The organism is Nosocomiicoccus ampullae, from assembly GCF_001696685.1.
Classification (GTDB): Bacteria; Bacillota; Bacilli; order Staphylococcales; family Salinicoccaceae; genus Nosocomiicoccus; species Nosocomiicoccus ampullae_A.
Window position 1 is genome coordinate 138,336 of the sequence record NZ_MBFG01000002.1, and the last position, 21,126, is coordinate 159,461.

The window sequence follows — 21,126 nt, forward strand, 5'->3', positions numbered from 1 at the left end:
CCCCTTTACTTTTTAAGTTTACCAATTTCGTCGATGATCATCGTTTGTTCTTTTGGTGAAATTTGTTTTTGATTTTTGATGTAGCGATGGTAATCTCTTAATTCATCAATTTTATCGTCAGGGAATTCTTCGTCACTTAAAATTCCTTTACTGACGACATTCAAAGCTTCTTCGATTTCTTTTAACATTTGTACTTTATCCATTTCGTATAAGGCCTCCCGAATCGTACTATCATAAAGTTAAGTTTACCAAATAATAGCGTTTACTGTCGATTTATATTTTCTTTCGTTTAAATGTTCGCTAAAATGGTTATATCTAAGTATTGAGAGATTTAAAGGAGACGATGGATTATGAAAAACAAACTATTACCTGCCGTTTTATTAGGTGCAGCAGTCGGAGGACTCGTTAGTCTAATAGATAAAAACACACGAGAATCTGTCATTCAAGGTTCTAAAAAAGCAATTGACTATGCAAAACATCCAGACGAATTAAAAAATCAATTTGCGTCAAATTCAAGTGAACCATCAAAATTTGAGCAAATTAAAGAAGAGGTTCTATTCTGGAAAGATACGTTCGAAGAAATTCGCCGTAACAACCCAGAGCTTGAAGAATCACTTAAAAACGCAAAAGCAATTTTCGATAAAAATAAAGATCAAAAGCATCTGCAATAATACAATATAGAGCGTCGAATGGCGCTCTTTTTTATAGGAGGTATGTGTATGAGTAAAGAAACGAACCGTGAACGTAACACCGATTTTTTAAATGAGTTAAAGCACGGTGATGATTACAACAAAGAACATAAAGCTCAAGGCAACAAAGGCGAAACAGCATCGGCTAAAGAAGATGCGTTAACAGAGCAAGAAAAGGCCGAGGCTGAATATAAAGAACAAAAAAAAGAAGACGAAGCTGACGAAAAGAAAAAAGAGAAAAAACTCATGAAAGAGTTAAATGAAAAACAAAAAGAAGATAACAAAAAGCACGAGTATTTCGTCGGGTATCAGACGTTCCAATCAGTCGTTCCTAAACCTGGATCATCTGTATACGTCTCAAAAGTGAATAAACCCGTTCAAGTAAAAGACGACGCTGGATTTTTAGGTAAGTTGTTATTCCAGTTTAGTAAAGACAATACGACAGGTATGGCAGCTCAGCTTGCGTACTATTTATTACTTTCAATCTTCCCTGCGTTAATCTTTTTACTGACTATCATACCGTTATTTAATGTCGATCAGTCTCAATTTACAGATCTGATCAATGAATACGCACCATCAGAGATTTCTGGAATGCTGACTGGAATTTTAGACGACGTGCTATCGAGTAGTTCTGGCGGATTACTGTCTATCGGTTTACTCTTAACGCTATGGTCTGCCTCGAACGGTATGAACCAGTTAATGAGTGCATTTAACGTCGCTTATGATGTTGAAGACAATCGTAACGGAATTGTCTCTCGTATTTTATCTGTAGTATTTACACTGATACTTGCTCTCGGTATTGTCGGTACGTTCGTGTTAATGATTCTCGGTAACCAAATCGGTAGTTTCGTTTTTGGTTTTGTTGATGCAGACCAGTTAAAATTTGTATGGAACTTAGTGAGTAATTTACTTCCTGTATTACTCGTTTTCGTTTCATTCTTAATCGTTTATATTTTTGCACCGAATATTAAAGTGAAAATTAAATCTGTATTACCAGGCACGATTACTGCAACAGTTCTTTTCATCGTCGCATCACTCGGATTTAGTTTCTATGTTTCTAACTTTAGTAACTACTCTGCAACATACGGAAGTATCGCAGGGGTCATCATTTTAATTTTATGGCTATATATTACGAGTATCATATTAATTTTAGGTGCTCAAATTAACGCAATTAAGCATAAGGAATACTTACACGTCAATGAAGACGGAAGTAGAGAAAAGGTAGAAAAAGCATGAGATTACTCGATACGTTATTAGAAAACAATGAAAAATTTGTTGAAAACAAAGATTATTTAAACTATCAAACATCAAAAACACCAGATAAAAAAGTGCTAATCGTTTCATGTATGGATTCTAGGCTAACGGAGCTAACTTATAAAGCACTCGGTCTTAAAAATGGCGATATTAAACAAGTCAAAAACGCTGGCGCTATGATTACACACCCATACGGCAGTACGATGAGAAGTATACTCGTCGCTGTATATATGCTCGGTGTTGAAGAGGTTATCATTATGGGTCATAATGACTGCGGATTTGGTGCGTTAAAGCCTGAACCGATTTTAAAAGAAATGCACGCGCGCGGAGTCAGTGAAGAAGTGATTAACACGTTAATGCATTCAGGAATCGACGTCGTCGACTGGTTACAAGGCTTTGATAGCGTAGAAGAAAGTGTAGCGGAAAACATCAAAATTGTTAAACAACATCCGTTAATGGATAAAAATGTTCCTGTTCACGGTCTTGTCATGGACCCTGGTACAGGTGCTGTAGAAGTTATTCATAACGATTACTAAAAGAAAAAGACGATCAAACTTAAAGTTTGATCGTCTTTTTGTTACTCTACTTCAGTGAGTAATACTGGGCCATCTTTAGTGACCATAATTGTATGCTCTTTTTGAGCGACATAACTACCGTCTTTTGTTTCAAATGCCCAGTCGTCTTTTCCGTCATAAACGAGAGTTGCTTTCGTTGAAATAAACGGTTCAACCGCAAGCACCATACCTTCTTTAAGAATCGTCTTATCCGATGCATCATAATAATTTAAAACGTGCTGTGGTTCATCGTGTAAACTATATCCAACACCGTGCCCTGTTAAGTTTTTAATAACAGTCATATTATGTTTACGTGCTGTATTATGCACGGCACGCCCGATTTGAGATAGCTTCGCTCCTGGTCTTACTTTTTTCATCGCTTCGTCGAATGCCAGTTCAGCAACGTCGATAACTTTTTGCTTTTGTTCATCATCCACTTCTCCAGCGACAAATGATAAACCTGTATCTGCATAAAAACCGTCCTTCATTGCAGAGACGTCAATATTCACGAGATCTCCATCTTTAATGACTCGTTTTCCTGGAATACCATGTGCTACTTCTTCGTTAATACTAATGCACGTATATCCCGGGAAGTCATATTCAGTAATCGGTGCACTTTTTGCACCGTACTTTTCGAGTAAAGCACCTGCATAGTCGTCGACTTCTTTTGTCGTCATCCCTACTTTTGTGTACTCGATTGTCTCTTTTAATACGCGTCCACAAATTTGACCGATTTCTTTTAATCCTTCTAGTTCTTTATCTGTTTCAACTATCACTTTAAACCCTCGCTTTTTTCTATATTTATATAGTATAACAAATCATATTTTATTTTAAAAAGTCGTATATTGTCATGTTCCGATACGATCGTTTTTCTAGGTCCGAAACAGTGACACCGATTAAACGAATCGGTATCGTCGGATCTTTTAACTCGTAATACAAATGATGCGCGACTTCATATATGTCTTCTGTACGAAATATTGGATTACTCGTCCCTGTTTGTTTTGTATGCACTGTAAAATCGTCGTGACGAATTTTTACTGTGACGACGCGTCCACATAGTTTTTTATCTTCAAGTCTTACGGATACTTGTTCTGACAAATCTTTTAAAACACGTACCATTTCTTCATCGTCATTTCTATCGTAACTAAATGTCGTTTCTTTACCTACAGATTTACGTTCACGGTCGTAATCGAGTTGATTCGTTCCAATCCCTCGTGCCTTTTCATAAAGACTTCTTCCTCTTTTGCCAAAATGAAAGATTAAAAAATTTTCGTCTTTGTCGTATAAATCTTGCCCGTTAAATATTTTAAGTCGGTGCATCTTTTCTTTCGTTACTTTACCGACTCCTGGGAAATCACCGATATCCAGGTGCATTAAAATTTCGTCGACGTTGTCGTAATCGATTACCGTTGTACCGCTTGGTTTATTCATACCTGAAGCGAGTTTTGCGAGGTATTTATTGTATGAAATCCCACTACTAGACGTGAGTCCCGTTTTCTCAAAAATATCGTGTTGAATTTGTAACGCAATTGATTTCGCAGGTCTAGTTTTACTCACTAAATGCGTAATATCGAGGTATGCTTCGTCTAAACTTAATGGCTCAACGATCTCTGTGTACGATAAAAAGATATCCATAATTTGACTCGACACTTCACGATATCTGTTAAATCGCGCACGTAAAAAGATTCCGTCCGGGCATAACTGATGCGCACGACTCATTGCCATTGCACTATGCACACCGTATTTACGCGCTTCGTAACTCGCGGTCGAAACGACGCCACGGCTAAAAGACCGCCCACCAACGATGACCGGTTTCCCTCTTAATTTAGGATTATCGTTTTGTTCAACTTGTGCATAAAAAGCGTCCATATCTATATGAATAATCCGTCGCTCCATTATCCTCACCAACAATAGTATACCAAAAATCGAACATTTGTTCTAAATTTAAATCTAAACGTTTATCGTTATAATATGATTAGGAGGAATCATTATGATTATTATCGGCGGCGGTATTATGGGCATGTCAATCGCCTACCACTTACAACAACATACAGATACAATTGTGTACGACCGACAAGATGAAGGACAAGCGACTAAAGCTTCAGCTGGTATCATCTGTCCATGGGTCAGTCAAAGACGCAACAAGTTATGGCTCGATATGGTCACTAAAAGTGCGAAGTATTATCCAAAGTTTATTGAAACACTCGCTAAAACTTCACCAATTAATCCATCATTTGAACGTAACGGTGCGTACATCTTATTCGACGACGAAAAGAAATATAGTAAAGCGCTGAAAGGTATTCAAAAAAATAATGACGTATACGAAGAAATGATTTCTGTGTCAGAAGATGCGCCTGTAGAATATTTAAACAACAAGTACTATAACATATTCGTTGAAGGTGCGATGCAAGTAAAAGGCGATGCACTTTTAAACGCATTAAAAGATGCATATTTAAAATCCGGTGGCACGATTAAAAATGAATCATACATTCCAAACGATGATGATTTTAAAATTTACGCAACCGGTGCATACGGCGCTGAACAACCTTTTGAACCAAAAGTCAGCCACCAAAAAGCTGAGATTTTACACGTGAAAACTTCTGGTCACTTTGAACATCTACCGGTCGTCATGCATAGAAGTCACTACATCGTTAACTTAAGTAAAAACCACTTTGCTATCGGTACGACACATATTGATACGGAAAGCTTTGACGTCACTCCGACAAAAGAAAATGAGGAGTATTTATTGAACGTATTTCAGGAGTTTTATCCTAATATAGAAATTGTGGAACAGTTTATGAAAGTTGGTCTCCGTCCATATACGAGAGACTTCCTACCGTTCATTGGATTTGTCGATGAAAGAACATTCGTCGCGAATGGTCTCGGATCAAGCGGATTAACAGCTGCTCCATTTTTAGGAAAAGTAATTGCTGACACTATTATTTTTAACGATGCTGAACTCGATATTAATAAGTATAGTTATTTATAAATAAAAAATGAGCTGATACTTTATCAGCTCATAAAAAATTGAGTCGTCACATATGCTGCGTAAACAACAGCTACGACGTTTAATAATAAGGCAATAATCGCCCATTTATCTTTTCGTTCTTTGACGCTTGTCGCACTAAACAGTACGCCGAGCACTGAAAATAAAATCGTCAGTGTCCATCCGAAATCATTTTCCATAAAAATCGGTAAAAAGACACCAACTAACGGGATTATAAAACTTAACACTAATAAAGACATGATGTCACCCCATATTATAAAGGTACTTTTTAAAGCTTACAGGTTCACGTTTATATAATTTAAACATGAAATACATTAAAAATAATACACTTTCTTCAACGCGTAGTGTGTGATCGTTTACGACGATTTCATCTTCAGTAATACGACCAATCGTCACACCTTCTTTTACCATCTCTAGCGTATTCGCCACGCGTTCTGTAAATGAATAGTTCGAATCGTCAATCACCCCATCGACTCGAAAATTCATTATATTATGTATTTTTCTTTCTTTAAATTTAAACTTCTCATCATCCGTAAATAATTCATAACGAGCGACGTTCATATCTTTAAAGCGGCGCTGACGTAATCCTAAAAAGTAACTTTCACCGTCTCTATAACGAAACAAAAAGCTATGTTCCTTATCGAACTTTTCACGCGGGTTCAAGATGATTTCACCAATCTTCTGACTCGCTTCGTTCGTAATATAGACATGACTTTCACGGTGTCGTCTCTCCACTTCAAAATAATAATGCTTCATGAACGTCCCTCCTCAATTTATTTCAATTCGGTTATATTAATGAGTTCTTAAATATTTCGCAGCAATTTCTAGCATATCAACACTTAAGTGATACATCTCACCAATTAGGTTAAACACTGCATCTTCAGACAGTACACCTTGGTTAATATCATCGTATTCGTCAGTCGTATTCGACACCTCGAGGTCATTTAAATATTCCTGGCTACCATAATAATTTTTCAGTGCATTATATTCATCTAAGTTCGCTTCGAACTTTTGAAGGAGATTTTGCATTTCATCCTTAAGATCTGCACTACGGTTTAAAATCTCTTCATAACGAATAACATCTTTTTTCATGCAAACACACCCTATACAATAGAATTAATTTAAGTATACCACTAAGAGTCGGTGAATTGTTCTATGATTTTTGGTTGAGTTTAGGTTTTGGGTCGTTTAATTTTACAAGATGAAAAACCGATCCGCTGTTTAACTGTTTTTCATCTTAAAAATTAGTGGCAGCAGGACCGTTTTCAGATTAATTTTACGCAAATCCGATTTGTGTTAAAACCGTTGCGCGTTCGTTGACAATTAGAGCTTTTGTGTGCAATTAACTGGGTACCCTTTGACGTATTCGAGAGTTGTGTAAAATTAATTTTATTTCGTTTACACAAAGGGCGTTTCCGTTAAAGGTACCTTCGTTAATTTTACAAGATGAAAAACCGATCCGCTGTTTAACAGTTTTTCATCTTAAAAAATAGTGTCAGCAGGACCGTTTTCGGTTTAATTTTACGCAAATCCGATTTATGTTAAAAGCGTTGCGCGTTCGTTGACAATTAGAGCTTTTGTGTGCAATTAACTGGGTACCCTTTAACTTATTTCGCAGTTGTGTAAAATTAATTTTATTTCGTTTACACAAAGGGCGTTTCCGTTAAAGGCACCTTCGTTAATTTTACAAGATGAAAAACCGATCCGCTGTTTAACTGTTTTTCATCTTAAAAATTAGTGGCAGCAGGACCGTTTTCGGATTAATTTTACGCAAATCCGATTTGTGTTAAAAGCGTTGCGCGTTCGTTGACAATTAGAGCTTTTGTGTGCAATTAACTAGGTACCCTTTGACGTATTCGAGAGTTGTGTAAAATTAATTTTATTTCGTTTACACAAAGGGCGTTTCCGTTAAAGGCACCCTCGTTAATTTTACAAGATGAAAAACCGATCCGCTGTATAACTGTTTTTCATCTTAAAAATTAGTGGCAACAGGACCGTTTTCAGTTTAATTTTACGCAAATCCGATTTATGTTAAAATCGTTGCGCGTTCGTTGACAATTAGAGTTTTTGTGTGCAATTAACTAGGCACCCTTTAACGTATTTCGCAGTTGTGTAAAATTAATTTTATTTCGTTTACACAAAGGGCGTTTCCGTTAAAAGCACCTTCGTTAATTTTACAAGATGAAAAACCGAGCTACTCTTAATCAGCTATTTCTCTATATATTGAACACCGCGACCATTACCTACTCGCTGATAATGCGAATTTAACACTTTTCTATAGTGATATCTTGAGATTTTCTCTCCTGTGAAATTATAGAGATTAGAAATTGTTATTTTCAACTCTGGAAATAGTGTTTGGAAATCTTTAATTGCTTGTAGGATGACCGCTTCTATTGGAGTTTTCCCGTTACATTTCTGACATTCATAATACGTTCGATTGTTTAATATAATTTCTCCTCCATCATCACTACAAAACAAAGATTTCTTTAAACTTTCATAGGAATAGTTGATGTCTAACCTTCGTTCTTCTAAATGTCTAAACTGATATATACTCTCGACAAGCTTTTTTGTACCTTGATCTGCGTGCTGATATTTTAACCGCAATTCATTTAAAAACTTTTTAAGTTGACCGCGCATGATTATATTAAGACTACGCGGTGATTCATATAGATGAAAATCTTTACCAATGAATACGACGTAACTTTTTATTGGAAGAGTAATCCCCACCTTTTGAGTCAGACGATTGAATAATATTACTGTATTATCCAGTTGCTCTAGTGGTGATCTCACTTTACTAGTGAATTTTGTGTTGTAAAAATCACCATCTCTAAACAGATAGTCTCCATGATAATTCTTTACTTCGAATATAAAAATTGCGTTTCGAAACACAACCAGTGCATCAATTTGTCTAACTACTCCATCGACTGAAAATGTAAAATCTGTGAGTATACAGGCACTCTCACCAACTAAATTCATCAAGAAACCTTTAAACTCCTCTTCCCCGCTGTAGCCTCTTGTTAAATTTTCCAAATAATATAACTGCTCATTCGTTAAATCCATTCTCCATTTCAGCGCATCAAGTTGTCTATGTACGAGTGATTTCATAGTAAAAACTCCTTTTTAGACATACATTAACTCATATCAGGCAAATACAAAAACACCATAAATTCACGGAAATCATTACATTCTTTAAAATCTAAATCATTTAATCATCTATTTTTTATAAATCGATTAAAAACCTAGCCATATTTTAAAAGTGGCAATAATGATAATTTATTGTTTCCATAATAAAAGCCTGAACTCAAAAAAGTTCAGGCTTCATTCTTTAACTTAAAAATACTTGTAATAAATACTACTATGAACAAAAGCAATACTACAAATAAAAACATTTTTCTGTATGGAATTAACATATCAATATTTGAAAATAGAATCGTTCCACCGAATGCGACAAACAATAAAACGAATAGCCATTTAAATTTCATATTATCAATCCTCCTCAAACGTTTTATACAGACCTCTAAATCCAAAGACGAGTATAACGATAATTACTACAAACGTAAAAACATAATAAAACGGCTTTAGTGGACGAAGTGCTTCATAATAACTAAACACAAATCCACCTAAAAATATTACGAGTGATGCTATAAACAAAATGACGAAGAACTTTTTAACATTCATCTTTACACTTCCTTAACACTCTTCTACTTACTATTCATTATACATTTCAAACACTTTGATTTCATCTTTACATCAATTCGTTTCATATTGTAAAGATTTTGTAAATGTTCTATAAATCGCTTTATTTCAATGGTTTCAGGGTGCTAAAATTATAAGTAAGTAAATAATATACATATTTTAAATAAACATTCTCAAGGAGATAAGGAATGAATAAAACACGATTCATTTTGCTGAACTTTGTAGCTGCTCTGTTTTTAACTTCTTGTCAAGCGGTCGAACAGGCGATTGAAGACACGTTCAGAAAAAGTCCTGAAAAATTGAACAAAGAAGACAGTGAACAATCGTTAACCGATAAAGTTAAAAGGATATTTTTAGACGAGAGCAATGAAGTCATCACTTCATCAGACATTATTAAAGATGCAGAAGAAAAGTATGGTACCGAGTTTGATGTCGAAATCAATCGACAATTTGATATGTATTTAAAAGAAGAAAATATCAATCGTTATTTGTCTGAAGAAGAAATCATGGAAATTATCAATGTTTTCAAATCAAATAATCTTTTGACAAATCGTGACAAACGCGATGAAATTATGGAATCTCTTTTCGAACTTGTCGGTACACGTGAATTTTACGTGTATGAAGGGCGTATCATGCTGAATTCTACTAGTCTATACGTGTATGTTGTCGATCCAAATAATACAAAACATGTTGACCTTTATTATTATAATATGTCAATCGGATCATGGAGTATCATCCCTGAAAAAATAAAGGAAGATGTCGATCCTGTCACTGCATCGATCCAAGTGTCTCAATTTAATTTTGATAGCTATGAAAAAATTGTAGATACGTTAATAGAAATTTTAAAAGATATGGGCGAATACGATGAATCAACCACGATTATTAACGATAATAATATCTCAACGATCCAATCGAGATTTGATGGAAATGATGTCTCGTTTAACACACAACTTATAGGAACGAGAGAAGATTATCACTTAACTTTTGACCATAAGGGCAATCTCATAAAGAAAGAGAGGATTTAACATGATATTTATACTACTCATATTCTTTTTTATGTACGTGTTTCCGATATTTTTCTTATACTTACCAGTCATTCGAACTACTTCAATCGTTGCGACGATTCTTTTAGTTGTCGGGGTTGTACTTTATCTCGTACAAACATTTATGATTTATAAATTGGTAACGAGACCACAAAAACTATTGACGCAACATGAGGATATTAGGTACTCAGGCCAACTCGTACACGCTGATATATTAAATGAAGAGGTTATACAAGAAAACAATAACGAAATCTCTAAAAAGTTGCTCGTACAATTTTTAAATTTAGCAGGAAATTCCGTAAAATCATATGTAAAAGTTGTCGATTCAAAGCCACACGAACACCGTTTTGAAAGAGGTAAAACGATTGATTTAAAGTTAAATAAAAACGGTTTTCAGCCTCCGTTTACTCTTAATGACGGAGAATACGAAACGAAGACGAGTCCTTTTGCTTCGGTGTGGATTATTTTTAACATCGTCTATATGATTGGATTTTTTATAGTGACGTATTACGTTCAAAATGACGGATACGGCTGGAGATTTTTAAGTCCAGTAACGTCTTGGCTATGGGCACCGATTTCTGGGATTATCCTTTTAAGAATATTACTGAAACTTTCGAGTAGTTTCGATATCGTCATGAGATACCACCCACTCATTTCTTTTAATTCTGAAGAAGAGTTTGGAGAATTGTTATTATATGGAAAAACTGTCGAAGGTGAAATTCTCAGTTACTCTCAAACTGGACTTCACGTAAACGAACAACCTCAAGTGCTTTTTAGCATCCAGTATGTAACAGACGAAGGTAAAAAACTAACGAAGCGAATTAAAAATGTCATCAGTTTAACAGAACTACATGAACTTAAAAAAGGAAAGGCAGAAATCATCTACCTTCCCCGTGATACGGATATATTCATGGTTCAATTCATAGAAGATGAATAAACATCCCACCAACAGCTCCAGTCAACACGACAATCCATGGTGGTAATTTCCAGTATGTAAGCATACTAAATAATATCGCGCCTAATGCAAAGTCAATTGGTGTTAAAATCGAGCTCGTCCAAATCGGATGGTATAACGCTGAGATTAAAATTCCGACAACCGCGGCATTCACACCCATGATCGCCCCTTTAATGTTCGGGTTATTTCGTAATTGATCCCAATACGGTAACGCGCCGAGTATCAGTAAAAATGCGGGTAAGAAAATCGCAATCGTTGCGATGAGTCCGCCTAGCCATCCGTTCATCACTGCACCGATATACGCAGCAAATGTAAAAAGTGGACCAGGTACTGCTTGAGTGGCACCGTAACCTGCTAAAAATTCCGCTTCACTTAACCAACCTGTCGGTACAAATTCTTGTTCTAATAGTGGTAACACGACGTGCCCTCCACCAAACACTAATGCGCCTGAACGATAAAAGCTATCAAACATCGCAATCCAGTATGATCCAGTCGTTTCTCTTATAACCGGTAACATTACGAGCAATCCGAAAAACAGAATAAGACAAGCCGCTGAAAATCTTTTACTTATTGGAAATCTAGTGCTTAGTACTTCATCTTTGTTATGATTTTTATAAATTAAAAACCCGATTACACCAGCAATTACTATCACACCAACTTGAGTAAAAGCAGCCGGCCAAAGCAGTGTAATAATTAACGCAAATAAAGCGAGTGCTTTTCGATTTAAGTCTGGCGTTAAACTTTTTGCCATACCGATAATTGCATGTAAAACGACCGCAACTGCAACAATTTTTAGCCCGTGAATCCACCCGGCATTTGCAACGTCAAACTCTGTTAAAAATAAAGCGAATAAAATCAGTAAAAGTACGGACGGGAGTGTAAACCCAATAAAAGATACGATTCCACCGAGAACACCTCCACGCATCACACCGATACCAATTCCAACCTGACTACTCGCGGGACCTGGTAAAAACTGAGATAATGCAACTAAATCCGCGTAGCTCTTTTCGTCCATCCATTTTCTTCTACGGACATACTCTTCGTGAAAATAACCGAGATGTGCAGTCGGCCCACCAAATGAAGTTAAACCGAGACGCGTAGATACAATCAAAATTTCTAAAAGTGACTTCACACTACTACGTTTATCTTTATTCATCACTCTCTCCTTTAAAAACTATATAATCTAGCATCGATAGTTATCGTTTATTTTATCTGTTTCCAGTCAATTAAACTTTATATTTACATAATCTTTACAAAGATTTTTGAAGAGACCATGTATACTTTTATATATTAAAAAAGCATGATCTAAATTAATTTAGATCATGCGACGTCATTTTTTCTAACTCTTTCTTTTGTCTTTCTTTAACTTGTTTTCTACCAGCGCTAAACTGACCAAGTAGAAACAGAAGTCCGACTGCTGTAATTAATACCTCCGCTAAAACATTTACATCTGTTGTAAATATAATAGTCCCTCTCCAAACTAAGAAAACAACTGGTAATATTAACCCCCAAAACTTACTATGTCTCGTACTTAAAAAGAACTGTAATCCTAAAAAGGCTGCTATAATTAACACATCATAAATTGACCCAAAACCAAACACTATGAATTCTTCCTTTCTTTTTTATACTTTTCAATAATTAACTTTGCTTCTTCTAATTCAATTCGATCATCAATTGACAACTGTTTAATAAAACTGATAAAATCTTCATTTTCAATTTCATCGTGCAATTTAATTTTTTCAATTAAACGGTCTAGCTTAATGCGAACTGTCGGATATGATACATCATACATTTTAGCGACTTCTTTCAAAGAGCCCGAGAGTAACGTAAACTTTTTTATAAACTCTAAGTCTTCTTGCTCTAACGATAAAATCCAATTTGGTATGTTATCTCTTTCCACAGCACTCGACCTCCTTATTTCTAATTAAATCTTATCATGTATGTTTAATTTTGTAAAATAAATCTTTAATAAAGTTAAATTTTTATTTTACTTTTAATTAAATAAGATTAATTTTAGCTAATTAAATATGTAGCTGCTTCATTTCAAGTTGGCTATCTTAAAGAAAAAGACCCAACATTCCTCTCATAGAAATGTTAGATCTCATGGTAATTTTATATCTATATTATTTACTATTCATTTATTAACTTCCAGTGTCCATCCTTAGCACTGCCAACATACTTTATTATTTCTTTATCCGTTAGAATCTTCAAATCTCTTTTTATTGTTCTTTCTGTCACTTTAAATTGAATCGACAAATCTAAAGCAGTTACTTTTGGATTGTTTTTTAATATTTCTAAAATTCTTTTACGCCTATCATTTGGTTTTAATTTTCGTTGATTGTTTTGGGTGACATTTTGGGTGACATTTTGGGTGACATTTTGGGTGACATTCTCATTATTGTAATTCATATTCCAAAGTATGGTTGTAAAAGATGTTTCTGTAGATGTAAATTCTGGATGAAGTCTTTCGTCATAATTTCCCGCTATTTTATAAGATTCAATTATTTTTCTAAGACCTGATCCACGTCTTTCCATTAGACCTAGTCTTGCAAATACATCCGCTATAATTGGATTCCTTCTTGTCGAAGAAATGTTTAAAGGATTAAGATCTTGAACAAAAGTACCATCACACATTCCACCCGGTGAAAATATTTCCACTCTATTATCATAGATGCTTATGTGTACTTCGCTTCCTGTTACTAAATAATCTCTATGAATCAAAGCATTTACAAGTGCTTCTTGTATCGCTCTTTCGGGATACTCTGGATATTCTTCTCTAAAAGTAGGTCCTTTTATCCACATTTTTTTGATATTTCTTTTTACAAAGTCTAAACTTGCTTTTAAGAGATATATTAAGTTTCCTTCAAACTCAACATCATCTATAGCATCTATTCTACCGTTGGCTTTTGTTAAACCATTCCACCTTGTACAAAACACTCTAGATTGATAAACTTGATAACCATCTGCAAACAACAATCCTGCATTTGTTATAGTGTTATCATCATTAACAAGTCCAAACGATTTTAAATCTGTACTATGAAATTCTGTTCTCGTCCTATTTTTGTATTCTAAACTTAAATCATGAAACGTAACATCTTCTAATTTCTTACTTGTCCTAAGTAAATCATAGCTAAGGTGTTCTCCTTCTAGTGTTAGGTTAAATAAATCTAAGTTATTCGCTGGAACGCTCTGATTACCTATTCTTTTATAAGCTATTCTTGAGCCATTATCAACTACGAAGTAAGGTGTGTTTTTCCCTGATGAAATACTTAAAATTAATATAAACTTGTTTTCAATTTCGATTATTTCCATATCAAATTCTGGATTTGGCTCCATCTTATTTTTTATGATCTCACTAATAGTTTCTGAATCCATTTTGTAATCCTCGAGACCAAGAACTGTATTATCCTCTTCAACTCCAAATATTAACTTACCACCTTTTCCATTTGCAAAAGAAGATACAGATTTTAGCCATGATTTAGGCCTTTTTACTTCTAACCTTTCTTTTTTATCATAGAAATTGGTCTCACCAATGTAATCCTTTAGGTTCAAAATAATCCTCCTCTCATTTAAACAATTTAAAAAAGTATAATATTATTTAATGTTTCCTTACGACTTCCATTATAACCTTCTCTTCCATATCTAGCAGTTCTTTTTTCATTTCGATTCCACCTGCATAACCGATGAGATTTCCGTTTGTTCCAACAACTCTATGGCACGGAACGATTATCATTATTGGATTTTTATTATTTGCCATTCCTACGGCACGACTCGCATTTACGTTACCTACTCTAGTTGCAATTTCTTTGTATGTACGTGTTTCACCGTAAGGTATACGCGCGATTTCTTCCCAAACTCTCTTTTGAAAATCCGTTCCCTCAAGATTATAAGTAATATCAAAAGATATTCGTTCACCATTCAAATATTCCATAATTTCACGGTATACACGTTCAGTAAACTCTGTCTTTCTGCCGTAATCGCTTGTTTCATCAATCTTCTTCACCATTGTTAGAACACTTTTCTTATAGCCTATTTTTAATAAGCCAAATGGAAATTCATATACAGCATAATCTAACCGTGTATTCTTTTTAATATTATTCATTTTTTCAACTGAGTTTTCCATTGCAATATTTAAATATTCAACATCAAACCCTGCACTATTGTACCCTTCTAGAATTGTTAAGTAGTACTCTTTACTCGGCAGATTTAGTGGTCTGCCTTCGTTCATAATATAGACCATCGCGTTTACTGGTTGATTATCAACAATAACTTCCATTACTTCTTTTCTATATAAATCTGGGTACTCTTCATAAATATCAAGTTCCTTTTCGTCATCCGGTGCAATAAGCCACACGAGAATCGGAACACTGTCACCTTTACACGGTTCAACTGTTGCAAAAGATCGGTTATCTGTCCCTCTAAAAGTAAGTGTGTGATCTTTAATTTCACTCTTGCCAACCACTTTAGCAGTTGGACATCTTTTCGCCATTTGTTCAAGGTGTAAATTGGAACCATATGCAATATAATATTTAGTCATCATCTCAATCCTTCCACATGAAGTATACTCGTTTAGCTTTATTAATTATCTGGATAAAGTTTATCATCAACTTTAATTGATTTATTTTTGCTTAATAAAGACTCAATAAACTTGTTCTTTTCTTTAGGAGATACAATTACGGAATCATATCTCTTATACTGAATCTCTATTCTATCGATAGATAATGCTGGTCCTGCTAATAATGTTTTTGTAGCTCGTAATTTTTTAATACTTTTAATATCTATCGTACTTTTAAAAGGTCCGTTTTTAACTATAAGATTCTCATCGTCAATTTTATAACTTGTACCAAACCATAGCCATAATAGTAGTGCATTGTTTAATATTCCGACAATATATACCACTATATTTTGCTCAGTTATCATCATAAAAAACATTAAAATAATTACTCCCCAAATGGACACAGCAAGCCAAATATCTTTTTTAGATTTAAAGTTCAACACTTCACCTCCAATATATTAAACGAAAAACAAAATTGTGATCTATAGTTAATTTATAGTTTACCATTTGTATTTATAATTGTACTGTTATATTTTTTACACGACAAAAAAGCCCGGATATCAATCCGGGCTTAAGACATCTATTAAATTTTTTCTTTAATATACCAAGTTGGAATAGGATTACGCATATTGTCATACCAATTCAATACATCTTCTGCTTGGTTAAGCATCGTTTGTACTTCACTTCCCCCATATGAAATAGCCCACGGTATGGAGGACAGAATATTACTGCAAATATACAGGGCAAGTAACTTCCAAAATTCCATCGGTACTTCATTATCAAAATATCCATCTATTATGCCTGAAGCAAATATTGGAGAAGCTTGAACACACCATACAATACGATTAAACTCTTCCCAAGGATCACCAAAATCGTAACGGTTAAAATCAATTATAACTATCTTATTATTTTCAATCATCATATTGCCAATATGAAAATCTCCGTGACGAAAGGTTTGTGGTTTGTTTACAAGCAATTGACGGTTGGATTCTATATAGTCTATAATATCTTCTGCTCCGTCAATTTTAATGGGACAATCCTTATACATCTTGATTTTAGAATCCATCTTCTCATTGAATCGAGTTTCCCAATCAGATTGATTCTCTGGAGCTGAAATAGAATGGATGGCTTTGAGCATTCTTCCTGCCTCAAGACCAAAATCATACTTCTCACTGTTAGTTAGGTTAGGAATGACTTCTTCGGCATTTCTACCATCAACCCAAGTCTCAATGATATAAACCCCTTGATCACACTTTCCAAACTCAACTGGTTTACACATAGAAATATCAAGAGCGGCTAGCTGTTGCATCATTCGAAACATCTCTGCACGATTAACACTTTCTTCTTCGGGGGCTATCCTCAAAAAGTATTTAACACCATCGTCCGCTGTAACACAATATTTTTTATCGCACGATCAACCTTTATTAATTGGTTCTTTAGAAATTAAATTTAGTTGTGACATTGTTTAAATTTCACTTCTTTCAAGTAATGCCATCATCTCAACGTATCTTTTTCGTTTAGTTAATTTAATATGAATTAATATTTAATCGATTTATTTTTCATATATTCCAAAAATTCATCTATCGGCTTATCATTCCACTTCTTATTATGTACTGCACGATGACAATTTGCACACAGCATAATTAAGTCTATCTTTCTAGTTCTCCTTTTTCCCATATATAGTGGTAAAATATGATGTGCTTCAATAAATTCAATTTCATATGTTTTTTCGAATGAAAAGTTACAAGCTTCACAAAAAAGTTCCCCATGCTTTTTAATAAATTCTTTCTTTGCAATATTTATGATTTTTGAATTACGTTCAATTTGATAATGAGTACGATGGCGTTTCATTCCTTCTATAGTTTCATATTCATTCGCTAATTCATTATCATAAGTGAGGGCATCGTCTCTATCAAACTTTCCAATATATTTCATAAATGCTTCTTGTAAAGAATCTTTCACTTCCCAAATAAATAATTCCTTCTCATAATACCCATTAAAAAAATGACTCCAGTACCTTTCTTTTTTACTTTTATTCCTTAAATCAGTTTCAAAAGTATAGCCTTTTTTTCTTAGCCGTTTAACTGTTTGAGCCATAGATGTATTATATACTTGATATGGGCGTCCAGTAATTTCCGATATTTGTTTGGCTGATCCTTTACCATCCATTTCGAACACTAAAACATAGATTGCTTCCTGTAAGAAAGGTGTAAAACAGTCTTTCTCCTGTAACATCAGAATCCACTCATCGACAGTATAGTTTTTTGCATTTGTTGGATAGTAATCTAATTCTTTTTTCATATAAACCACCTACCATTCTTATATTTTCAATTCGCATAGTAAACTTATCTAGTCTATCAACTGTCCTACTCAAAATCTAATCCGTCAACTTAACCCCAAATTCTAGTTCTTACAACACCAATAACAAAAAGAGTTTCACCAATTTATTTTCATAAAACAAACTAAGGTGAAACCCTATATTCCTTATTACATCAACACTTAAAGTCATTTTATTCAACCACTCTTAACACTAATGCTACTAACTCTACCATGTGTCGACCTTAAGTTACAAAGTGATTTAGAGTGTGTGATTAGGTAGTTAGGATGGAAATTACATATTTATTCTATGATGTCTTAGTAATCCTATCTTCAACAATCCTTAAAATTCTTTTCATGCTGTAGGACTGTTCTAAGGAGGATTTTTTCAGAATATATTTTGTTGCTCTTCCTTTGCCCATGATTTCAATCACACCTTTTTCTAACAGTTCGTTAATAGTAGTCCTAAAGGTATAATTATCCATTTTAAGTTGTTCGTTAGCATCCGCTCTAGAAATAGCTTGATTTTCAACTAGAAAATATAATAGTTTTTTCTGATTATCTGTATAATCTTCAAAAGTTTTTTCTAAATCAACTTTCCAAATTCTTAGTGTCGTTTTATACTGTTCTCTAATTACCTCTGGAAGTTTTAAATTATATTTAGAGGCAACATCAAATATTCGAGGGCCTCCACTACCGGCTTTCTCCGAAACACCTATTCTTCGCATTATGTTAGACATGGTATGATTCCTGATGTCCGAATGCCCTCCATGCACAAAATCCTCTTCTGTTATTCTCATTTTACCAGGATTAATGAATTCATAGTAATCTGGAAAAGCTGTAATCACTATTGGACTATTTGAATCGTAATAGGCATGCATTAGCGAATTGACTAAAGCTTCTCTAACCGCTGTATATAAATCTGTTCTAAATGGAAGTCTAGATTTTGTATCTTCATCCAAAATAAACTCATCTTTTAATGTGGTACTCAATTTAGCCATTACCATTCGATAAAAACTATACACATTTAATTGGGGATACCCTGCATCTCCTGATGAAATCCGGTCTTTCCAATCAACGTCCAATGAGGATTCTTTTTCAAAATAATCTAACTGAAACCCTGGGAACCTATCTGTAATTGCTGTGTACTTCCCAAAAAACAACAACCCTCCCACTGTTAAGTGATACTGACCGTCACCTTGTCTATCCTTTCTAAACGCTCCGATTTCGATTAATAAATCTTTGAAATCCATACTTCTATATCGTTCATTTTTTGTTTGCTCATATAAGGCCGTTCGATAAACTTCTAAATCATCAACGGATAAATCCGACAAATCATAATTGCTTAATAGCTCATTATCTGTCTCAGGTTGAGATCCCACAACTAACTCTTTATATTTATCCGGAGTTAATCGTCTATCACCTTCTCCAAGTCGTTCAAAAGCTAATTGAGGATTTCCCTTTAAATAAACTGGCTTCGATTGATAAGGTGCTTCCGATATTTTTATCATCATAATTTGAACACCATTATCACTATCTATAATTTTCACATCATTATCGTTGATGAGATTGATGCTTACTTTTTGGGGATTATTCACCATATTAAATAAATCATCTCTCATTTTTTCTGGTTGATCTATACCTACAACTTGCTTTGTTTTTTCATCCACACCAAAAATAACAATACCACCATCTGTATTTGCAAATGCGGAGTATGTTTCCCAAAAAGAATCGGGAATTTTGTTTTTAGCTCTTTTTAACTCTACATATTTCCCTTCAACAATTCCTAGTATTTCAGATTGTTTCACCTAAACCCTCCATTACTGCACTTATATTGGTTAGAATCTTACACGATTTTCGCACGATTCACTCACGATTATTTTCATAACAAACCGCATCAAAACAAGATTTTCCGATTTTGTTCGCACGATTTTCGCACGATTCACTCACGATTATTTACTTCTAAATCATTATACCAAAAAGAGAGACACGGAACTATGCACTCCCCCATTCTGTAACATAGTTCGGCATGCACTTAAAAGTTAAAAACAGGACCCTCAGACATCTGGTAAGCGCCCAAGAACCCTGTCTCCTTATACGATTCATTTTTCAACCTTTTGAATCTTTACCACACACTTAGCGGTTCATTGTCTCTAATCATTTCCTCACTTCATTCATCCTTATTCGATAGCTATTGTAAAGGTCTTTGTAATTTATTTTGTGCTTTTCACAAGTAATACCACCGTCTCTACATGAACCGTATAGGGGATTAGGTCCACTGGTTATACCATTTTTAGTCTTAGCCAAAGTCTCTGAGCCATATGATATCTTTTGGGAGCAAATAATTATTTGTAACATCGTTATCTTCGGCATTTTGTTTTGATGATCCTAGTGATTCTTACATTGGTTTTTCCCTAACAAACCATTATCTGGCCCAACGTAACGTTTTAAATTCGGACTGTGATAGGTCTTAACCATTTTATTTTTGAATCCCTGACCAAAATATATCCCATGTTATCTTTTGTAGTCGTTCATATCTCTCTTTGTCTTCATAAACTAGCTGGATATTTAGACCATCGATTAACGTAACAAAAGCGAGTGCGCAGTCTTCTGCACTTAGTCGGAATGATTCTTTTTGGAAACAACTTTTTAGTGTTTCAGTTAATATTCTGATAAATCTATAGGGCGCTTCTAAGATATCTTTTGGTATACCTTCAGGTGTCTGAAGCGTTGTCGTTAACATAAGTGTTGCATTATGATCTGATAGAAATCGTTCTTTGTGTAGAGACAAAAAATTATATAGCTGCTCATCTAGTTGTTTATCTTTATTTTCCTGAAAATAATTTTGGACAAAATTAATTTCTTTCTCCACTACCTCTTTATATACATTTTGAAATAGCTCACATTTATTTGGAAAATGATATGCTAGTGACTGTTTACGAATACCGACTTCTGCTGCAATTTTAGAAAGACTTGTCCCTGCGTAGCCATAATGATTAAAATGTTGAATTGCGACTTCTTTAATTTTATCTCTACTCAATTTAACTACTCCTAACT

Annotated in this window: 24 protein-coding genes and 1 pseudogene; 6 read left to right on the top strand and 19 right to left on the bottom strand. The window is 34.3% G+C overall.

Features of this window, described 5'->3' with window-relative positions; genetic code table 11:
* Window positions 1-5 precede the first annotated feature (5 nt).
* Window positions 6-203, bottom strand: coding sequence for a DUF1128 family protein (locus BBS29_RS02465; RefSeq protein WP_040928250.1), 198 nt, complete (start codon window positions 201-203; stop codon window positions 6-8).
* A gap of 147 nt (window positions 204-350) precedes the next feature.
* On the opposite strand from BBS29_RS02465, the gene BBS29_RS02470 reads away from it, so the two are divergent.
* The 3 genes from BBS29_RS02470 to BBS29_RS02480 are packed head-to-tail and all read left to right on the top strand — an operon-like array spanning window position 351 to window position 2,479.
* Window positions 351-671 carry a hypothetical protein gene (locus BBS29_RS02470; RefSeq protein WP_068128714.1) on the top strand — a complete coding sequence of 107 codons (321 nt, stop codon included), beginning with the start codon at window positions 351-353 and terminating at the stop codon, window positions 669-671.
* 48 nt (window positions 672-719) lie between these two features.
* Window positions 720-1,925 (top strand): YihY/virulence factor BrkB family protein, encoded by a 1,206-nt coding sequence (locus BBS29_RS02475; protein WP_257009074.1) that lies wholly within the window; start codon window positions 720-722, stop codon window positions 1,923-1,925.
* Window positions 1,922-2,479: a beta-class carbonic anhydrase gene (locus tag BBS29_RS02480; RefSeq protein ID WP_068128715.1), complete on the top strand. Its 558-nt coding sequence runs from the start codon at window positions 1,922-1,924 to the stop codon at window positions 2,477-2,479. Before BBS29_RS02475 ends, BBS29_RS02480 begins: the two co-directional genes overlap by 4 nt.
* A gap of 41 nt (window positions 2,480-2,520) precedes the next feature.
* On the opposite strand, the gene map is transcribed toward BBS29_RS02480, so the two are convergent.
* The gene (gene map / locus BBS29_RS02485) at window positions 2,521-3,273 is read right to left on the bottom strand and encodes a type I methionyl aminopeptidase (protein ID WP_068128719.1); all 753 of its coding nucleotides are present in this window, start codon (window positions 3,271-3,273) and stop codon (window positions 2,521-2,523) included.
* Between the two features lie 49 nt (window positions 3,274-3,322).
* Complete coding sequence (dinB, locus tag BBS29_RS02490) at window positions 3,323-4,396, bottom strand: DNA polymerase IV (RefSeq protein ID WP_068128782.1); 1,074 nt, start codon at window positions 4,394-4,396, stop codon at window positions 3,323-3,325.
* Window positions 4,397-4,487: 91 nt separating this feature from the next.
* Here dinB and BBS29_RS02495 point away from each other — a divergent pair, with 91 nt between their 5' ends.
* Entirely contained in the window at window positions 4,488-5,486 is a 999-nt protein-coding gene (locus BBS29_RS02495; RefSeq protein WP_068128721.1) for an NAD(P)/FAD-dependent oxidoreductase, read from the top strand.
* Window positions 5,487-5,509: 23 nt separating this feature from the next.
* On the opposite strand, the gene BBS29_RS02500 is transcribed toward BBS29_RS02495, so the two are convergent.
* The 6 genes from BBS29_RS02500 to BBS29_RS02520 all read right to left on the bottom strand — a co-directional run bounded on the left by BBS29_RS02500 (window position 5,510) and on the right by BBS29_RS02520 (window position 9,182).
* Window positions 5,510-5,743 (bottom strand): hypothetical protein, encoded by a 234-nt coding sequence (locus BBS29_RS02500; protein ID WP_068128722.1) that lies wholly within the window; start codon window positions 5,741-5,743, stop codon window positions 5,510-5,512.
* Between the two features lie 4 nt (window positions 5,744-5,747).
* Window positions 5,748-6,260 (bottom strand): hypothetical protein, encoded by a 513-nt coding sequence (locus BBS29_RS02505; RefSeq protein ID WP_068128724.1) that lies wholly within the window; start codon window positions 6,258-6,260, stop codon window positions 5,748-5,750.
* Between the two features lie 36 nt (window positions 6,261-6,296).
* On the bottom strand, window positions 6,297-6,596 hold the full coding sequence (locus tag BBS29_RS02510; RefSeq protein WP_068128726.1) for a DUF4298 domain-containing protein: 300 nt from the start codon (window positions 6,594-6,596) through the stop codon (window positions 6,297-6,299).
* Between the two features lie 1,116 nt (window positions 6,597-7,712).
* Entirely contained in the window at window positions 7,713-8,609 is an 897-nt protein-coding gene (locus tag BBS29_RS02515; RefSeq protein ID WP_068128728.1) for a nuclease-related domain-containing protein, read from the bottom strand.
* Window positions 8,610-8,815: 206 nt separating this feature from the next.
* On the bottom strand, window positions 8,816-8,986 hold the full coding sequence (locus BBS29_RS08335; protein WP_168162128.1) for a hypothetical protein: 171 nt from the start codon (window positions 8,984-8,986) through the stop codon (window positions 8,816-8,818).
* Window positions 8,987-8,990: 4 nt separating this feature from the next.
* On the bottom strand, window positions 8,991-9,182 hold the full coding sequence (locus BBS29_RS02520) for a hypothetical protein (protein WP_068128730.1): 192 nt from the start codon (window positions 9,180-9,182) through the stop codon (window positions 8,991-8,993).
* A 206-nt stretch (window positions 9,183-9,388) separates the two neighbouring features.
* Here BBS29_RS02520 and BBS29_RS02525 point away from each other — a divergent pair, with 206 nt between their 5' ends.
* Entirely contained in the window at window positions 9,389-10,225 is an 837-nt protein-coding gene (locus BBS29_RS02525) for a hypothetical protein (protein ID WP_068128732.1), read from the top strand.
* Window position 10,226: 1 nt separating this feature from the next.
* The gene (locus BBS29_RS02530) at window positions 10,227-11,180 is read left to right on the top strand and encodes a hypothetical protein (protein WP_068128734.1); all 954 of its coding nucleotides are present in this window, start codon (window positions 10,227-10,229) and stop codon (window positions 11,178-11,180) included.
* On the opposite strand, the gene BBS29_RS02535 is transcribed toward BBS29_RS02530, so the two are convergent.
* From BBS29_RS02535 to BBS29_RS02580, 10 genes and pseudogenes are all read right to left on the bottom strand, one after another.
* On the bottom strand, window positions 11,164-12,354 hold the full coding sequence (locus BBS29_RS02535) for a chromate transporter (RefSeq protein WP_068128736.1): 1,191 nt from the start codon (window positions 12,352-12,354) through the stop codon (window positions 11,164-11,166). The genes BBS29_RS02530 and BBS29_RS02535 overlap by 17 nt on opposite strands.
* 154 nt (window positions 12,355-12,508) lie before the next feature.
* Entirely contained in the window at window positions 12,509-12,799 is a 291-nt protein-coding gene (locus BBS29_RS02540; RefSeq protein ID WP_083314940.1) for a hypothetical protein, read from the bottom strand.
* Window positions 12,799-13,098: a DUF2089 family protein gene (locus tag BBS29_RS02545; protein WP_068128741.1), complete on the bottom strand. Its 300-nt coding sequence runs from the start codon at window positions 13,096-13,098 to the stop codon at window positions 12,799-12,801. Before BBS29_RS02545 ends, BBS29_RS02540 begins: the two co-directional genes overlap by 1 nt.
* 230 nt (window positions 13,099-13,328) lie before the next feature.
* A complete protein-coding gene (locus BBS29_RS02550; RefSeq protein WP_068128743.1) occupies window positions 13,329-14,750 on the bottom strand; it encodes an AlbA family DNA-binding domain-containing protein in 1,422 nt (473 codons plus the stop codon).
* A 46-nt stretch (window positions 14,751-14,796) separates the two neighbouring features.
* Window positions 14,797-15,738, bottom strand: a complete 942-nt coding sequence (locus BBS29_RS08640; protein ID WP_084778787.1) for a methylated-DNA--[protein]-cysteine S-methyltransferase — start codon at window positions 15,736-15,738, stop codon at window positions 14,797-14,799.
* A 38-nt stretch (window positions 15,739-15,776) separates the two neighbouring features.
* Complete coding sequence (locus BBS29_RS02560) at window positions 15,777-16,193, bottom strand: PH domain-containing protein (RefSeq protein ID WP_068128745.1); 417 nt, start codon at window positions 16,191-16,193, stop codon at window positions 15,777-15,779.
* Between the two features lie 143 nt (window positions 16,194-16,336).
* Window positions 16,337-17,149, bottom strand: a pseudogene (locus tag BBS29_RS02565) (aminoglycoside phosphotransferase family protein); the annotation flags it as partial.
* A gap of 140 nt (window positions 17,150-17,289) precedes the next feature.
* On the bottom strand, window positions 17,290-18,054 hold the full coding sequence (locus BBS29_RS02570; protein ID WP_068128748.1) for an HNH endonuclease: 765 nt from the start codon (window positions 18,052-18,054) through the stop codon (window positions 17,290-17,292).
* 323 nt (window positions 18,055-18,377) lie between these two features.
* Window positions 18,378-19,877 carry an RNA-binding domain-containing protein gene (locus BBS29_RS02575; RefSeq protein ID WP_068128751.1) on the bottom strand — a complete coding sequence of 500 codons (1,500 nt, stop codon included), beginning with the start codon at window positions 19,875-19,877 and terminating at the stop codon, window positions 18,378-18,380.
* A 671-nt stretch (window positions 19,878-20,548) separates the two neighbouring features.
* Entirely contained in the window at window positions 20,549-21,109 is a 561-nt protein-coding gene (locus BBS29_RS02580) for a TetR/AcrR family transcriptional regulator (RefSeq protein WP_068128753.1), read from the bottom strand.
* Window positions 21,110-21,126: the final 17 nt, after the last annotated feature.